18 protein-coding genes, 1 pseudogene and 1 other annotated feature are annotated in these 16,277 nt (G+C 49.8%); of the genes and pseudogenes, 14 read left to right on the top strand and 5 right to left on the bottom strand.

Going from position 1 to position 16,277, the window contains the following annotated elements; genetic code table 11:
- The first annotated feature begins 30 nt into the window (after positions 1-30).
- From BLP63_RS08200 to rsmI, 9 genes and pseudogenes are all read left to right on the top strand, one after another.
- Entirely contained in the window at positions 31-246 is a 216-nt protein-coding gene (locus BLP63_RS08200) for a hypothetical protein (RefSeq protein ID WP_092590432.1), read from the top strand.
- Between the two features lie 11 nt (positions 247-257).
- Positions 258-758, top strand: coding sequence for a hypothetical protein (locus tag BLP63_RS08195; protein WP_092590431.1), 501 nt, complete (start codon positions 258-260; stop codon positions 756-758).
- Positions 755-2,239: an aminotransferase class I/II-fold pyridoxal phosphate-dependent enzyme gene (locus tag BLP63_RS08190; protein WP_092590430.1), complete on the top strand. Its 1,485-nt coding sequence runs from the start codon at positions 755-757 to the stop codon at positions 2,237-2,239. Before BLP63_RS08195 ends, BLP63_RS08190 begins: the two co-directional genes overlap by 4 nt.
- 82 nt (positions 2,240-2,321) lie before the next feature.
- On the top strand, positions 2,322-2,876 hold the full coding sequence (gene lepB / locus BLP63_RS08185) for a signal peptidase I (RefSeq protein WP_092590429.1): 555 nt from the start codon (positions 2,322-2,324) through the stop codon (positions 2,874-2,876).
- 66 nt (positions 2,877-2,942) lie between these two features.
- Positions 2,943-3,269, top strand: a complete 327-nt coding sequence (locus BLP63_RS08180; RefSeq protein WP_092590428.1) for a cyclic-di-AMP receptor — start codon at positions 2,943-2,945, stop codon at positions 3,267-3,269.
- Between the two features lie 11 nt (positions 3,270-3,280).
- A complete protein-coding gene (gene holB, locus BLP63_RS08175) occupies positions 3,281-4,291 on the top strand; it encodes a DNA polymerase III subunit delta' (RefSeq protein WP_092590427.1) in 1,011 nt (336 codons plus the stop codon).
- Positions 4,263-5,003 (top strand): annotated as a pseudogene (locus tag BLP63_RS17060) (PSP1 domain-containing protein); the annotation flags it as partial. The gene holB and the pseudogene BLP63_RS17060, both read left to right, overlap by 29 nt.
- A gap of 628 nt (positions 5,004-5,631) precedes the next feature.
- Positions 5,632-6,426 (top strand): tRNA1(Val) (adenine(37)-N6)-methyltransferase, encoded by a 795-nt coding sequence (locus BLP63_RS08165; protein ID WP_092590425.1) that lies wholly within the window; start codon positions 5,632-5,634, stop codon positions 6,424-6,426.
- Positions 6,426-7,268, top strand: a complete 843-nt coding sequence (gene rsmI / locus BLP63_RS08160) for a 16S rRNA (cytidine(1402)-2'-O)-methyltransferase (protein WP_207646435.1) — start codon at positions 6,426-6,428, stop codon at positions 7,266-7,268. The genes BLP63_RS08165 and rsmI overlap by 1 nt, the downstream gene beginning before the upstream one ends.
- A 73-nt stretch (positions 7,269-7,341) precedes the next feature.
- Here the strand turns inward: rsmI and BLP63_RS08155 are convergent, their stop codons facing one another.
- The 3 genes from BLP63_RS08155 to BLP63_RS08145 form a co-directional block, all read right to left on the bottom strand.
- Positions 7,342-7,584 (bottom strand): AbrB/MazE/SpoVT family DNA-binding domain-containing protein, encoded by a 243-nt coding sequence (locus BLP63_RS08155; protein WP_092590423.1) that lies wholly within the window; start codon positions 7,582-7,584, stop codon positions 7,342-7,344.
- Between the two features lie 259 nt (positions 7,585-7,843).
- Positions 7,844-8,347, bottom strand: a complete 504-nt coding sequence (locus BLP63_RS08150) for a hypothetical protein (RefSeq protein ID WP_092590422.1) — start codon at positions 8,345-8,347, stop codon at positions 7,844-7,846.
- 266 nt (positions 8,348-8,613) lie between these two features.
- Positions 8,614-9,036 (bottom strand): YxiG family protein, encoded by a 423-nt coding sequence (locus tag BLP63_RS08145; RefSeq protein WP_092590421.1) that lies wholly within the window; start codon positions 9,034-9,036, stop codon positions 8,614-8,616.
- Between the two features lie 159 nt (positions 9,037-9,195).
- Positions 9,196-9,467 (top strand) — a binding site (T-box leader).
- Positions 9,468-9,600: 133 nt separating this feature from the next.
- Here BLP63_RS08145 and metG point away from each other — a divergent pair.
- The 4 genes from metG (at position 9,601) to rsmA (ending at position 13,857) form a co-directional block, all read left to right on the top strand.
- Positions 9,601-11,595: a methionine--tRNA ligase gene (gene metG, locus BLP63_RS08140; RefSeq protein ID WP_092590420.1), complete on the top strand. Its 1,995-nt coding sequence runs from the start codon at positions 9,601-9,603 to the stop codon at positions 11,593-11,595.
- Positions 11,596-11,657: 62 nt separating this feature from the next.
- On the top strand, positions 11,658-12,443 hold the full coding sequence (locus BLP63_RS08135) for a TatD family hydrolase (protein ID WP_092590419.1): 786 nt from the start codon (positions 11,658-11,660) through the stop codon (positions 12,441-12,443).
- Positions 12,440-13,006, top strand: coding sequence for a ribonuclease M5 (gene rnmV / locus BLP63_RS08130; RefSeq protein ID WP_242870842.1), 567 nt, complete (start codon positions 12,440-12,442; stop codon positions 13,004-13,006). The genes BLP63_RS08135 and rnmV overlap by 4 nt, the downstream gene beginning before the upstream one ends.
- Positions 13,000-13,857, top strand: a complete 858-nt coding sequence (gene rsmA, locus BLP63_RS08125; RefSeq protein WP_092590418.1) for a 16S rRNA (adenine(1518)-N(6)/adenine(1519)-N(6))-dimethyltransferase RsmA — start codon at positions 13,000-13,002, stop codon at positions 13,855-13,857. The genes rnmV and rsmA overlap by 7 nt, the downstream gene beginning before the upstream one ends.
- A 33-nt stretch (positions 13,858-13,890) precedes the next feature.
- Here rsmA and BLP63_RS08120 read toward each other — a convergent pair whose 3' ends face one another.
- Positions 13,891-14,427 (bottom strand): Holliday junction resolvase RecU, encoded by a 537-nt coding sequence (locus tag BLP63_RS08120; protein ID WP_092590417.1) that lies wholly within the window; start codon positions 14,425-14,427, stop codon positions 13,891-13,893.
- Between the two features lie 793 nt (positions 14,428-15,220).
- Between BLP63_RS08120 and BLP63_RS08115 the strand changes: the two genes are divergently transcribed.
- On the top strand, positions 15,221-15,454 hold the full coding sequence (locus BLP63_RS08115; protein WP_092590416.1) for a glutaredoxin family protein: 234 nt from the start codon (positions 15,221-15,223) through the stop codon (positions 15,452-15,454).
- Positions 15,455-15,517: 63 nt separating this feature from the next.
- Here BLP63_RS08115 and BLP63_RS08110 read toward each other — a convergent pair whose 3' ends face one another.
- A complete protein-coding gene (locus BLP63_RS08110) occupies positions 15,518-16,195 on the bottom strand; it encodes a Crp/Fnr family transcriptional regulator (protein WP_170829364.1) in 678 nt (225 codons plus the stop codon).
- Positions 16,196-16,277: the final 82 nt, after the last annotated feature.

Raw genomic sequence — 16,277 nt, 5'->3', positions numbered from 1 at the left:
TCAGAAAAATTCTTCCGGGGGGAGTCTTCAATGTCGGCAGTTCAAATTGTCACTTTAGTAGTTGTAGGCATCATTGTGCTTGGCTGTCTGGCATTTTTTCTGTCGGATCTGTGGAAAATGAGAAAGGCGCTGGACCGGGCTCAGCCTATGGAACAGAGAGCGCGCACGGATGAACGGCCATCGGCTAAAAGAAAGTCGCAGGTCGGCAAGGATAAAAAGGGCAACAGACTGAAAGTCATTAAATAAATGGAGGCAACATGGGAATTTTCGAAAGGGAAACCGTCAGAAGAAAGCCGGTAGGAACGGTTAGGCTGATGGCGGCAATTGGCTTGATTGCCTTTGCGACAAACGGTTGTGTCAGGATTTTCAGTAAGCTGCCGCCTGGTCTGAACTCCGCTATCTCCATAGCGGTCCTGGTGTTTGGCATTGGATTTGTGTGGAAGCTGATCTCCCACAATGGGGAGTCGTTTACTTATAAAATCATTGACGATCTCCTGGTGGTTGAGCGTCAGCTGGGGCGGTCCAGCACCTCATATTTCAGCCTCAAGCTGGAGGAAGTGAGCGAGATAAGAAGCTATGACCACAAAGTGGACCGGAGGATACCTGGCAACAGGCGGTTCAAGGTCTCGCGCCAAAAAGGGTCCTGGCATGTGATTTCATTTGGGCGTAGAAGGAAAGAAAAATTATTGTTTGAACCGTCTGAAAAATTTTTGGAAATTCTTAGAGCCCATATTGAACAAGAAAAGGTGAAAGCGTGAAAAAAGCCAAAAATGAAAGCTTATTCAGTAAATTGGCAGAAATGAGGCACGCCGGTCAGACTTCGTTCCATGTGCCTGGCAATAAATTTGGAAGAGGCCTGTCCTGTTTTTTAACCGCGGAGAATCTGAGCCTGGAGGCCCTGGACTATACGGAGATCCACGGCACGGACAATCTGCATGCGCCGGAAGGGGTCATTCTGGAAGCCCAGAGAGATGCTGCGAGGATTTTTGGGGCCCGGGAAACGCAGTTTCTCGTGGGTGGGACAACGGTTGGCATTCTCGGTGCAGTTCTGGGAACTGTTCCAAGGGGCGCTAAGATCATTTTGCCAAGGGACGCCCATAGAAGCGTATTATCAGCTGTTTTAATGGGGGGCCTCAAGCCGGTTTATCTCTTGCCTGAGATCGACACTGCCACAGGCATAGCCCTCGGGGTGTCCGCTGATATGGTAAAGGGCGCACTGCGAAGCCACTCTGATGCGGCGGCTGTCCTCATTACTTACCCGAATTATGAAGGTGTCGCTTGTGATTTGAAGTCTATAATAGAGATCGCGCACAGTCATAATACGCCGGTGATTGTAGACGAGGCCCATGGCGCGCACTTTGGTTTGTCTGGGGATCTGCCGGAAACGGCGCTGTCCCTGGGTGCTGATATTGCAGTTCAAAGTACCCACAAGACTCTGACCTCCCTGACCCAGAGCTCCATGCTCCATTACGGCACAGACCGGGGACTGGGATTAAAGCACAGAATTTCAAGCTATCTTGCAATGCTCCAGAGCTCGAGCCCCTCATATCCTCTAATGGTGTCTTTAGAGCTCGCGGCCAGTTACTATGAGGCAGAAGGGTCGAAGGACATGGCGCAGCTTTTGGGCTTGATTGAAAAGTTTGCTTCGAAAGCAAAATTACTGGGCTACAGGTTTATGCATGAAAGCATGGCGCTGCCAGCGGGTTTTGCTGTCGACAGGACGCGTCTCGTAATAAGTGCCGCAGATCTTGGGATAGATGGCTATCAGCTTTATCAGGCGCTGGAAGAAGCTGGCGTCGTGGGTGAGTTCGCGACGCCGCTGTATGTGGTGTTGATCCCAAGTTTGGTCAGTAACGCTTCGGATTTCAACACATTAATGGCGAGTCTTGAAAAGATTGCCCAAAGCACGGTATCTGCGGTGACCATAGCAGATTCAGGCTTGCTCAGAGTGCCAGTGCTGAGAATAACAGCACTTCCTGAGCGGGCGGTTTCAGCGGAGGCAGCGCTCTGGTCGGAGCAGGAATGGATTCCAGTCGCTGAGGCAAAAGGACGGATTGCCGGAGATTTTTTGATCCCATATCCGCCGGGGATTCCGCTGCTGGCGCCTGGTGAAATAGTCTCGGAGGAAGTGTTGAGAATAGTTCAGTCAGATCTGGGTATTCAACATAAGGTAAATGGTTTGAGTGATGGGTGTTTTTCCGTCTTAAAAATGCAAACGACCTCAAAGAAGGTTAAATAAGGTGGGCAGCATTTTGGAACAGAATCCAGAGGCTGCCTGCATATTGAAACGGCGGTGCCGTTTGGGCAGGAGAGATCATAGTATGAAAAATGAAATATTTGAGTGGTTGAAGTCCTTTGCTGTAGCCATCATCATTGTGCTGGTGTTCAATGTTTTTTTTGCGACTACGGTAGTTTACAGCACCTCCATGTATCCAACGCTGATTGAGAAGGATATTTTACTGTTAAGACGCTCAAGTGATGTTAAAAGCGGGGACATAGTTTCCTTCAGGACAGATTTGACCCTGTCTGAAAACGACATAGCCTCTTTGAATCCCATCCAGAAGATCTTTGCCAGCGTCAATCCGGGCAAAAACCTGATCAAACGCGTGATTGGGCTGCCGGGGGATACTATTGATATTGTGGGTGGCGAGGTTTATATCAATGGGGAGAAGCTTCAGGAAACCTATGTCAGTTCCAACACCAACGGAGATGTTCATATAAAGTCGATCCCGGATGGAAAATATTTTTTGATGGGCGACAACCGGGCGGTGAGCCTGGACAGCAGAGACAGTCAGGTGGGCTTGATTGATGGTGAGAAGATCATCGGCAAAGCCATTTTCAGGCTGTATCCTTTGACGCGTTTTGGGGATATGTAAACTGAGCAGTGACATGCAAAAATAAAAAGAGACAATTCATGAAGAAGATGAAGGAGGCCGAAATTTATGAAATTAGTGATAGCAATCATCCACGACGAGGACGCGCAGCAGCTCATTGGTAAGCTTAATGAGGCTGGGTTTGGCGTGACGAAACTGGCGTCGACGGGCGGCTTCCTGAAAGCGGGCAATACAACGGTGCTGATTGGCGTCAGCAAAGAGCATATTGAGGATGTCATGGCGCTGATTGGCGAGACGTGCAAAACGCGCAAAGAGGTCACGACAACGACGTCAATCATCAGCGAGGCAGGCGGTTTTATGACAATGCCAATCGAGGTGACCGTGGGTGGAGCTACGGTTTTTGTCGTGGATGTCGAGAGCCATGTCAAGTTCTGATGAGGTGAACTATGGGATATAATCGCATCGCAGGCCATGAAGACGTGATTGGTCTGTTGAGATTAGCCATGAACCGGCAGAGACTGGCGCATGGCTATATTTTTGAGGGCGTTCCAGGCTGCGGGAAGCGGTTGGTCGCCAGGGAGCTGGCGAAGGCGCTGCTCTGTGAGTCAGGTCTGGATGAGGGCTGTGGCCATTGTCAGTCCTGCCTTAAATTCGAGACGCAGAATCATCCGGATTACCTGGAGATCGAGCCGGATGGGAAATCCGTCAAGGTTGAGCAAATTGAAGCCCTGCAGTCCTTCGTGCTGATCAAGCCTTATAGCGGGGCGCGCAAGGTAGTGGTCGTGGACGAGGCTCAGACCATGACAGCATCCGCACAGAACCGGCTGCTGAAGCTGATCGAGGAGCCGCCGGCCTACGCGACGCTTATTTTCGTGACCAACCAGGCGGACGCGCTTCTGCCAACAATTTTGTCGAGATGTCAGGTCGTTTCTTTTTCGAGACTGAACCCCCCGGTGATAGAAGCCTGGCTCATTGAGGCGCACGGGGTTGAGTCCGGCGTCGCCCGGGTGGCGTCTAATTTTGCCGATGGTTCCATAGCCAAAGCCCTCATGCTGGCAACCTCTGAGGTGTTTTCTCAGACGAGGCAGGACGCCTTCGACATCCTCAAAGCCTTGATGAAGCGAGATCCCCTCGAGGGACTTTTCAAGCTTCAAAAATATAGCGCTGATAAAGTTTTGGCTACCTCTTTGATCGAATTGATGATAATATGGTATCGAGATATTTCTGCCCTTTCGGTGGATCCCGAAAGCGCGAAGATCTTCAGTCAAGATAAGCGTTCAGACCTGATCGAGCTTTTGGGGAAGACCCAAAAGTCACCGTGGCTGGATTGTCTTGATATTTTAGACCAAACGGCGCGCGCATTGAACAGTAATGCGAACACGTCTCTCGCCATGCACGCCATGGCTTTGAAAATACAGGAGGTAATGCATGATAACAGTCGTAGGGGTCCGGTTTAAGAAGGCCGGCAAAATCTACTATTTTGACCCGGACGGGCTTGACATACAACGGGGAGATGACGTCGTGGTGGAAACCGCCCGCGGCATCGAATTTGGAAAAGCTGTCTTGGGACTGCGGGAGGTCGACGAATCAGAAATTGTCACACCGCTGAAAAAGGTTATGCGAATTGCGACTGAAGAGGATCAGGCAATTCAAAGAGAGAACCAGGAAAAGGCGAAGGAAGCCCACATTGCCTGCCAGGCAAAAATTATCGAGCACGAGCTCGAAATGAAGCTGGTAGAGGTGGAATATACCTTTGACTGTAACAAGGTCATATTCTATTTTACTGCGGATGGCAGAATCGATTTCCGGGAGCTGGTCAAAGACCTCGCTTCTGTTTTCAGAACCCGGATTGAACTACGGCAGATTGGCGTTCGGGATGAGGCGAAAATTGTCAACGGCATTGGTCCGTGCGGCGTTGGACTTTGCTGCGCCAACTGGCTCGGGGATTTCGCGCCAGTGTCAATCAAGATGGCAAAGGATCAAAACCTTTCATTGAACCCAACAAAAATTTCAGGTATTTGCGGACGTCTGATGTGCTGCCTCAAATACGAGCACGACACTTATCAGGAGATTCGCCGTGAGCTGCCAAACAGAGGCGAGCGGATTAAAACACCGGACGGCATGGGCGTGGTGCTTGACTCAGTGATTTTGACGGAGTCCGTTAAGGTGCGTCATATCCTCAATGAACAGCCGGACGGGCGTCTGGAGCTCAGCGAGGACATTGTGACCTATAAGAAGAATCAGCTGGGAGACAATCCTGAGTATGTCAAGCCGGCAGAGGAAGAGCCTTTTGATGACATGCGCTTTGATGGTCTTGACGACCACTTGAAACCTAATCAGCCAAACCGGCGGGATGGGGCAGGAAGTGGCGCTGGCGCCGGCGACCGCAGGGATCGAAGTAAGGGCGGCGCTGACAAATCCGGTGAACGCGAGGGAAGGCCGCCACAAAAGGCTAAGGCTGACCGACCTGAGAAAACTGAGCGGACAGAACGTCCTGAACAAGCACGGAGAAACCCGCCGGCAAAGAAATCTGAACCAAGACAGGTCGCCCCGGGCAGCATAGAACCGGATAAGGTTTCTGAAGGTCCTAAGGGTGACGCGGAGACTGAGGGCACAGGCGAAGAAGGACAAAAGCCACGCCGAAGACGACCAAGAAGGCGCAAGAAGAAATAATTTGATTTGATTCAGTGCTTAAAAGCCGCCTAAGATCCAGACTATGGTCTGGCGGGCGGCTTTTTTAGGCTCTGGAGCAACAGGAGAAACAGGAGAAACTGTAGATACAGGAGGTGGCAGCATCATGGAAAGAGAGAAACTCGTACTCCCGGGTGAACGCGTAGATGATTTGCAGCTAAATGGGCTCAGCATAATCCAAAATCCCAGCGGCTTTTGTTTTGGCGTGGACGCTGTGCTGCTCAGCGACTTTGCCAAAGCAAAGCATGGAGCGCATATAGTCGATTTGGGCACGGGAAATGGGATCCTGCCATTGCTGCTTAGCGCAAAGACGAAAGCGTCCTCTATAACCGCGTTTGAAATCCAGGAAGAAGTCGCGGAAATGGCGCGGAGGAGCGTCGTTTATAACGGGCTTGAGGCCCGGATTCAAATTATCTCAGATGACCTAAGAAATGCCACTACGCACTTGAACAAATCTTCTGTGGATGTCGTGGTTACCAACCCACCCTACGTAGCGGGCGGCGGCGGTCTTGTGAATCCCAGGGACGCGAAAGCTATAGCCCGGCATGAGATCCATTGCACCCTGGAGGATGTTATTCGTACCGCAGCGCAGCTTCTGAAGCCCGGCGGGGGATTTTTCATGGTGCACAGGCCATCCCGGCTTCCAGACATGATCGAGCTGATGCGGCGGTATAAGCTTGAGCCGAAACTCCTCAGGTTTGTGCATCCAAAGCGGGGGCAGGCGCCAAACATCCTCCTGATTAAGGGTGTACGGGGCGGTGGCGCTGAAATGCGGGTCGAGCCGCCGCTTTACGTTTATTCTGATGAGGGCGGTTATGATCCGGAGATCCTCGAAATTTACAAACGGGCCGGTGTTGACCCAACGCCTCGGGATTCAGGACTCGAGAAGGAGGGCCTATGATGACGGGAACACTATTCGTATGTGGCACACCCATAGGCAATTTGGGGGATATCTCCAGAAGGCTTGAGGAAGTCCTTCAGCAGGCGGACCTTGTGGCGGCGGAAGACACACGGCGGTCTTCGCAGCTGCTGAATCATCTGGGCATCCGCAAACCTCTCGTCAGCTATCATGAGCACAACCTCAGAAAATCTGGTGAGGCGTTGATGGAGAAGCTGAAGAGCGGGATGAATATTGCGCTGGTTTCTGACGCGGGCATGCCGGGGATCTCGGATCCAGGAGAGGTGCTGATTGAGAGCTGCATCCGTGAAGGGATTCATGTGGAATTGATCGCAGGCCCTGTCGCCGGCATACACGCGCTGATTCTTTCTGGGCTTCCAACGGCGCGCTTTGCTTTTGAGGGTTTTCCTGACAGGAATAAAAAGACCCGTCGAAGTCAGTTTGAGGCTTTGGTGCGGGATGAACGGACGCTTATTTTCTATGAGGCGCCACACAGGCTGGAAGCGACGCTGAAGGACATGCTGGCGTGCTTTGGAGACAGGCGGATCGCGGTGGCGCGGGAGCTGACAAAGCGCTACGAAGAATTTGTGAGGGGAACCGTCACGGAGGCCATCCGACATTTTGAAGCCCAGGCGCCGAAGGGTGAGTTCGTCATTGTCCTGGCTGGTGCAGACCCGCTTGAGGCAGGCACAGATGGAGCTGAAGCACCTGAAGAAGATGAGGTTCTGCGTGAGCTGATGAACCGCGTAGAAGAAGGAATGAGCAGAAAGGACGCCGCGGCGGAAGTAGCCGCGCTTTACGGTTTGTCGAAGAAAGAGGTATATAAGCTTTCTACACAGGTATAGAAATGCGTTAAAAAAAAAGGCGATGCTCAGATTAAACTGGCACCGCCTTTTTTGAGGGATCATGCATTAGAGCTTAAAGTTTGGTAATTTCAGTAATACAGTCCGGACAAATATTTTTGCCTTTAATGTTTTTGACCCCTTTTGCCTGGCCGCAGAAAATACAAGCAGGCTCGTATTTCTTGAGAATGATCGTGTCTGCTTCAGTAAAGATTTCAAGCGCGTCTTTCTCACCAATGCTAAGGGTTCTTCTAAGTTCAATCGGAATAACAACACGTCCGAGTTCATCCACTTTTCTTACAATTCCTGTTGACTTCATATAAAAACCTCCTTTTTTAAGTGCAAATTTCGACAAAATTCGCTTAAGATAAGAATACCAGCATTTACATTAATAGTCAACTGGAAATTCTTATGTTGCAAAAAAGAAAAATCTAAGCCAGAGACATGGTGTCAAGACTTAGATGATATATTCATTTATACCACAAAATGGATAAAAAGTAAACATAAAAAACGGATTTTAATCCGTTTTTTAGGAAAATTTAAGAATTTCAAGAATGTCGAGAACGCCTTTACGTGTATTACAGCTCAATTTTTGTGTCCTTTTCAGGTGTATCAGCAGTTTTTTTACTTTTTGGAGGCTTTTTATGCGCCTCGGTATCAGCCTTCGCTTCAGCTTCCGCGTTTATTTCCTCTTCCGTTTTAAAAATTCTGTCATAGGAACCTTTAACGATCCTGGCAGTATTGAAAACAGATGAGATGTTGGAAACAATATCCTTGTTGTCTTTGATAGAAGTGGTCACTGCCTCCGTAGTTTCGGCGACGTTTTGAATAGTGCCATGGAAAGCCTTAAGTGTGGTGTTGACCTCATCTGAAATTTGATTGACATTTTTTGTGATGCCAGGTGCTTCTTCCAGGACTTTATCAATATTGGTTCTGTGGTCGTCGACAATCTTCATGATATCTTTGAAGGACCGGTAAAAGCGGATCAGAACCAAAAGGATAAAAATAAGTATGGCGACGAGCAGTGCCCAAATGACCAGCATGCCAACGTCCTTAAGTGTAAATACGAGTTGTGAATTCAAGTGAGTTACCCCCTTATTCTTTGCTGACATCTTTTCTCTTAAAAATGCCTATTATCCTATTTGTACCCTATTTTCAAATTTTACACGAAATAGTTGCCTGCCAATTGATTTTTTTGCGTTTTTCCCTGAATGGGCGGTGAGAGGCGCAGGAATTACGCCCCACTGGCGACTGCTGTTTTCGTTTAGTCCCTTCGTTCAAACAAGCCACTCTCAAAAAAAAGGCTGTCGCCGAACTATTCAATAGTTTTGCGACAGCCTTGCCCAGATCAGCTCTGTTTTGTCAGGGTATAACGGCGATCATTAATGGTAATGCCTTCTGCTTCTATGAAGAGGGTGGCATCATCAAATTCAATGTTGAAGTTTGGCACTGAAATGTTGGATTCAAGATTCAGAAAATCTGCGTCGTCCACTTCTTCGTGACGATGTACAACCGCAAACTCACCGAAGCCATCATGCTGGTAAGCGACGGTTTTCATGGTCGAACGCCTGCCTGGAATTGCGGCTTCCATTTCACTTGGATCACTGTAAAAAAAGGCGTTGACGCCTTCAAAGACAAGGTCGAAGCGTTTCTCATGGTCTCCTGCCTCTGCGCCCTGAATGCGAATGCGTTCTTCTTTAAAATCAATGTTCATGAGATCCAGCTCAACTTGCCGGATTTGATTGAGTTGGTCGTTCAAATATTTGCTCATAGATTCTGCACCTCTTTGTTGATACCATAGAATTGCGTTTTTGTTGGAGTTCTCTATGGTTTTATCATAATAACAAGAGGGAATCAACTTGTTTTTACTGGAGGCATGCGAAACTTGCACCAAAATTCACGTTGTGCTATAATGTGGTACAATTGATATCAAAAGGTCATGATGGGAAGAGTAACATTATCGCAACCCCACAGAGAGCCGGGTGATGGTGAGAGCCGGCGGCAAGCGAAATGCGAAGATGGCCCCTGAACCGCCCTGACGAACAGGTGAGAAAAACTGCCACATAGTCAGCGCCGTCCGGCAAACGTTACACTGCCTGCCGCAAAGCAGCTGTCCAGCAGCGCTTAAAAGCTTTGCAGCGCTGAGACGCGACTCGTCGCGTGAAGCAAGGTGGTACCGCGAACAGAACCTTCGTCCTTGAGGAATCAGGACGGAGGTTTATCTTTTTTTAGTCACATTCAGCACGTGTTTGGCTGTATAGCCGGATAATTGATCATGGACCAACTTAACCTATATCCGAACCCCAAAATGATTTTATTTGAAAGGAAGTGCACTATGTCAGCAAAAGGCTCATTCTACATCACTACGCCAATCTACTATCCAAGCTCCAAGCTTCACATTGGCCATACCTATACCACTGTGGCGGCGGACGTCATGGCCAGGTACAAGCGCGCCCAAGGCTTCGACGTCATGTTCCTGACCGGCACAGACGAGCACGGCCAGAAAATCGAAAATGTCGCCAAAGCCCAGGGCAAGGCACCAAAGGAATTTCTGGATAAGGTCGTCGCTGAAATCAAAGATCTCTGGAAGGTCATGGAGATCTCCTACGACAAATTCATCCGCACCACGGACGACTACCATGAGCGCCGGGTTCAGATGATGTTCGAGAAGCTCTATGAAAAAGGTGACATCTATAAAGGTACTTACGAGGGCATGTACTGCACACCGTGTGAGTCCTTCTGGACTGAGTCCCAGCTCGTGGACCACAAGTGCCCGGACTGTGGCCGTGAGGTCACCAAAACCAGTGAAGAAGCCTATTTCTTTAAAATGTCCAAATACCAGGACCGCCTCCTGGACCTCTTTGAAAACGTGGAAGGCTTCGCTGAGCCAAAGTCCCGGGTCAACGAGATGGTCAACAACTTTATCAAACCGGGCCTCGAGGACCTCTGCGTGACACGGACCTCTTTTGACTGGGGGATCCCTGTACCGTTTGATCCAAAGCACGTCATCTACGTGTGGCTGGATGCCCTGAGCAACTACGTCACTGCCCTGGGTTATCCTGAAGAAGTGGATGGCGATTTCGCCAAGTTTTGGCCGGCGGACGTTCATCTCGTCGGCAAGGAGATTGTCCGTTTCCACACGATCATCTGGCCGGCCATGCTGATGGCCTTGGATGTACCGGTGCCCAAGAAGGTCTTTGGCCACGGCTGGATCCTCCTCGAAGGTGGAAAAATGTCGAAATCCAAGGGCAATATTGTCGATCCGGTGGTCCTGATTGACCGCTACGGTGTGGATGCCCTAAAATACTTCCTTCTGCGGGAGTACTCCTTTGGACAGGACGGCATCTTCACCAATGAGGTCCTGCTCAACCGCTTAAACTCCGACTTGGCAAACGATTTGGGCAACCTGGTTTCCCGCACCGTCGCCATGATCGAGAAATACAACGGCGGCGTCATCAAGAAGGGCAGCGCCGTCACGGCCTTTGACGCTTCGCTGAGCGCGCTGGCTGAGGAAACTATAGGCAAGGTAGAGGAGCGCCTCGACAAGCTCGACTTCTCAACCGCTCTGGACGAGATCTGGAAACTGGTCCGCCGCACCAACAAGTACATTGATGAGACATCGCCATGGGCCCTTGCCAAGGATGAGCACCAAAAAGACGTCCTCGACACGGTGCTCTACAACCTGGCAGAGTCCATCCGCATTGTATCAGCGCTCATTCAGCCGTTTATGATTCACACCTCCCGCAAGATCTGGACGCAGTTTGGCCTCGAAGAGGGCGACCTGACCCATTGGGACAGCGCCCGCAGCTTTGGCCTGCTGCCTGAAGGCCTCCAGGTCACGAAAGCAGAAGCGCTTTTCCCGCGCATAGACGTTCCAAAGGAACTCGAATCCCTGGCAGCGCTTGGCGCGCCGGTTGAAGCCCCTGAGAAGGAAGAGAAGAAGGAAGCGCCTGTTCCAAAAGAAAATGCCAAAGACAAGGCTTCTGCCGATAGTCACGGCGCCCCACAACCCGCAGAAATCTCCATTGACGACTTCGCCAAGGTTCAGCTCAAGGTCGCGGAGGTCGTGGCCTGCGAGCGCCATCCAAACGCGGACAAACTGCTGATACTCCAGCTCAAAGCTGGGGAAGAGACACGTCAGGTCGTCAGCGGCATCTCCAAGTTCTTTGAGCCGGAGGCCTTAGTGGGCCGTAAGGTTATCCTGGTCGCCAATCTGAAAGCGGTCAAGCTCCGGGGTGTTGAATCCCACGGCATGATCCTGGCCGCTGCGGACGGCGAGTCCCTTGGCCTGCTGACGGTAGACATGCCTTCCGGCACAACGGTTTCCTAAAAGGTGACCAAAGCAACTTTAATGTCCTGATGTCCTAACAAGCAAAAGAAAAGAGGTACGACATGCTCTTTGATTCCCATACCCATTTGGATTCGAAAAAATTTGAAAACGACCGGGAGTTCGTCATCAATCGGGCAAAAAGCAACGGTGTCTCGCTGATGGTGAACCCCGGCGCCAGCTTGGAAAGCTCCATGGCTGCCGTCAAACTGAGTGAAGCTTATGATTTCATTTACGCGGCCGTGGGGGTTCACCCCCACGACGCCAAGACCATGGACGAGGCCATGCTGGCCATGATCGAAAGCCTGGCGAAAAAAGAAAAGGTTGTTGCCATAGGGGAAATTGGACTGGATTACCATTATAATTTCTCCGAGCCCGAAGTCCAGCGCAAATGGTTCATAGAACAGCTGCGCTTGGCTCGCCGCCTTGGTATGCCGGTGATTATCCACGACCGGGAAGCCCATGAAGAGATCTTTAAGACGCTGAAGGCGGAGAAGGCCTTTGATCACGGCGTTCTGATGCACTGCTATTCTTCAAGCGCGGAGCTGGCTAAGGAATACGTCAAGCTTGGGGCTTATATTTCCATTGCCGGGCCGGTAACGTATAAGAACAATCACAAGACAATAAGCGTCGTAGAACAGGTGCCCCTGGAGCGGCTGCTGATTGAAACAGACGCGCCGTACCTGACGCCGGAGCCCAACCGCGGCAAACGCAACGAGCCTATGTACGTCCGGCACACCTGTGAAAAGGTGGCCCAAATCAGGGGGATCAGTCTGGAAGAGGCCGCTGAAGCCACTTATCAGAACGGTCTGCGATTTTTTGGCATTCCGGATCCGAGGACTGTCAAATGATGCGGATCAAAGAGGTTATTGTTGTAGAGGGGCGAAGTGACGAACGCGCAGTGAAACGGGCGGTAGATGCGCAAATCATCATCACAAGCGGCTATGGCATCAAGGAAACCACTTTTAAGGCCATTGAAGAGGCAGACCGCCGCTGCGGCGTCATTATTTTCACGGATCCGGACTTCATGGGGGAGCGGATCCGCGAGAGACTCAAGCGGCGTGTGCCAAATGCCAGGCACGCTTATCTTTCCCGGGCAGACGCCACTTCTGAGGGCGATATAGGCATTGAAAACGCAAAGCCTGAAGCAATCCTGGCAGCGCTTGAAAAGGTCAGGACCTGGGTAGAGAACCCGGTGGACGAATTCACAAAATCAGATTTGATTAGGAATGGCCTGGAAGGGGGCCCCGGTGCCCTAAAGCGCAGGGATAAAATGGGAAAGCTTCTCGGCATTGGCTATGGCAACGGCAAGCAGTTCCTGCTCAGACTCAATCGCTTTGGCGTGTCCAGGGAAGAATTCGAAAAAGCGCTGACGGCAATTGACCTTGAAAATGGAGGACCACAGACATGCTGAAGCTTACCTCACCATCCACCATTCGGTATATTATGGACAAGTATGGCTTTCGCTTTTCCAAGAGTCTGGGTCAGAACTTCCTGATCGACGAAGGCACGGTGAATCGAATCGTCGCCAACGCGGAGGTCGGACCTGAGGACATGGTACTTGAGGTCGGACCGGGTATTGGCGTTATGACCCAGGTCCTGGCTGCCCATGCGGAAAAAGTCGTTGCTGTGGAAATTGACAGCAGCTTATTGCCTGTCCTGAATGAAACCTTGGACGGTCTCGACAATGTCGAAGTCGTTCACGGCGATATTCTTAAAATTGACGTCAAAGCACTCTTAAATGAGCACTTTGGCGACCGAAAGCCCAAGGTCGTCGCAAACCTGCCTTATTACGTGACAACGCCCATTTTGATGCGCTTCCTCGAGGAGCGGCTTCCCGTGAGCGAAATTGTGGTCATGATCCAGAAGGAAGTGGCGGAGCGCATGACAGCCTCCCCATCCACAAAGGCCTACGGGTCGCTTTCCATTGCGGTGCAGTACTACTGTGAAGCCGCCGTGGTCCAAAAAGTGCCGCCAACGGTCTTTATGCCTCAGCCTAGTGTTGAAAGCCTGGTGATCCGCCTTAAGCTTCGTGAGAAGCCTTGCGTCGAGCTGGTCAATCCCGACTTTTTCTTCAAATTGGTCAAAGCGGCCTTTGGACAACGGCGTAAAACGCTGCTCAATGCGCTCAGTGCCGGCCTCTCCATGCCAAAAGACAAGATCCTCACAGCCCTTGAAGAGGTGGAAATTTTGCCGAATATTAGGGGAGAAGCACTTTCTATTGAAGAGTTTGCCCGGCTGGCGAATGCGTTTGAGGAAATTTAAGAAAAAAAATGACCCGGAGTGGCGTGCTCCGGGTCATTTTTTTTGTTCCTTCATCTTTTCCCGCACATAATTGTTGAGGGCGGGGAGATAATTCAGTACGCCCATGGCAGTCAGCTCAATCTTGTACTGCGCGTTCATGGCGCTGTAGGGGATGGATTTACGCGTCTTTCCATAATAATAATCCCGCACGACCTCATAGGGGATGAGGAAGTAGGTATCATTAAATTTGAAATGCACAATGATAAAGGTCAGACCTCCCTGGGCGTCTATATCCCGCATGAACTCAACCTGGTGCTCGTGGATATTGTACAGCGGCAGATTCTTCTGATGTGTTTCCTTAGCTTCAAAGGCTACCCCTACGCCCTGAATCACACCCTGAAAGTCAATGGTGGACTTTTTCTCAAAGTAAGCCTTGGTGATCATGCCACGTTCATCCAGCTCCACCACTTTGACAGGCACGTGGATTTTGTCAATGCGAGCCAGCTGCTTGGAGCGGTAATAATCATGGGTTTTCAGGAGCAGGGATTCCAGGGCGTCGCCCCGGAGACCGTGGGACTTCCAGACCGTCATGGGTGTCACTTCCTTTCCGGTTATAGTATACACGATCACGCCATGATTCTGTATTGGCGTGCCTTGAATGATAATGGAAATCTGTGCGCCAGCAGACTCAAATAGCGGTGCGTGTTTTGAGAATGAGAATCAGGAAAGTTCACACTTTTTGTGGAAAAGGTTGTGGAAAACTGTGGATAACCTGTGGGTTGTGTGTATAACCGAATGTATCTATTTATAAACATGACCCTAAAACTCTAATTTTAGGGCCTTGGTCAGGTTTCTAACGAATGAAATTAAAATTTTAAGCTAAAAAGTTCGCTGTGTTTAGCTTTCGTCAATTCAGGGAATAAAGAGATTGAGGCCGATGGTAGCGTGTCAAGTGTATAAGCAGAACCAGTCAATGACTTAAATTTTATGTTGACAAAATACCCCCCCATGGTTTATGATTAAGTCAACCCCCACCCAGGGGGGATACAAGGAGGGTATAACATGGTTTTTAAAGTGACTGAAGAAGCTAAGAAAGAACTTATAAATACGCTTGAAACCCGCAAAGACAAAGCAATGAACTTCCGTGTGTTCGTCCGAGGCATTGGCTGAGGCGGTCCCGTTTTCGGCATTGCTCTGGATGAGCAAAAAGAGAATGATTACACTGAGGACTTCGGCAATGGCAAGCTCATGGTTGAAAAGGACCTCAAGGATCAGTTCAAAACCTTTGAAATCGACTTCATGAAAAACTTTTTCTCAAAGGGCTTCGTGGTTCGTTCCCAGTACGGCGGATCTAGATGCTAATTTGAAATTGGAGGGATCTGGCATGAGCAAAAAAGTAGTGGTCTACACAAGCTCCACCTGCAGTTACTGCCATCTTGCAAAGAATTATCTTAAGGAAAACAATATTGCGTTTGAAGAAAAGAATGTCTCAACGGATACAGTTGCCAGAAAAGAACTGATGTCCAAAGGCTTTATGGGCGTACCGGTCATCTATGTGGATGATGAAGTGGTTCAAGGCTTTGACAAGACAAGACTGGACGAGCTCCTTAAATCCTAGGCATTAAAAGCTGAATCATGATTATGCGCCCTTTTTCCAAAATGGAGGAAGGGTTTTTTTTATTTAGAGGATTTCAAGCTCGACACCTTCAAGATCCAGGATTTCTATAGTGTGTTTGTCGAAGTCTATCAGGCCTTCCTCCCGCATATTGATCAGCTCCCTGGACAGGGAGGGACGCTGGAGGGACATAAGCTCGGCCATTTCCTTTCTGGAGTAGGGAATGTCGAGCTTCATTTTTTTCTGCTTTTTATATTCTTTTAAGATGAAGTCGCAGATTTTTTGGCGGATCGTTTCAAGGGCCAAAACCTTGACCTTCTTGTTCATGAAAAAGAGCTTGTCTGACAAGAGACCAAGGAAGTTCTCCAGCAGCACAGGATGGTGGGTTAGAAGAAAGACCACTTCTTTCTTATCGATGAAAAGGATAGAGCAGGCAGTGCCGCTGGTGATCGTAACAGGGTACTCGGTCTGCTTGGAGAAAATGAGGGCTTCGCCAAAGACCTCGGCAGGTCCAAACTGAATAAGTGTAACCACTTTTCCAGAAGGAAGGATGTTCTGCAGGTCGACCTTTCCTTCTATGACAATGCCCAGACGTTCACAGCTGTCGCCTTCAATGGCGATGGCAGTATCCTTTTTGTAGTTGACGGTTTTAGCGCCGAGGACGTTGAGCAGATGTGCTATTTGGCCTTCATGAAGATTGGTGAACAGGCGGCAGCGCTTTAATACCGTTAGAGTATTGCTCATTTTCATCACCTTTTCTTTTTTTGTAACGTGCGTTACATACTTAATAGCTTAAGATTAATATAATCTAAGCATAAGTTCAAGG

It is taken from the genome of Acidaminobacter hydrogenoformans DSM 2784 (assembly GCF_900103005.1).
GTDB lineage: Bacteria > Bacillota > Clostridia > Peptostreptococcales > Acidaminobacteraceae > Acidaminobacter > Acidaminobacter hydrogenoformans.
The sequence above is the reverse complement of the archived record's forward strand: the minus strand, read 5'-3'. Positions and strand labels throughout refer to the sequence as shown.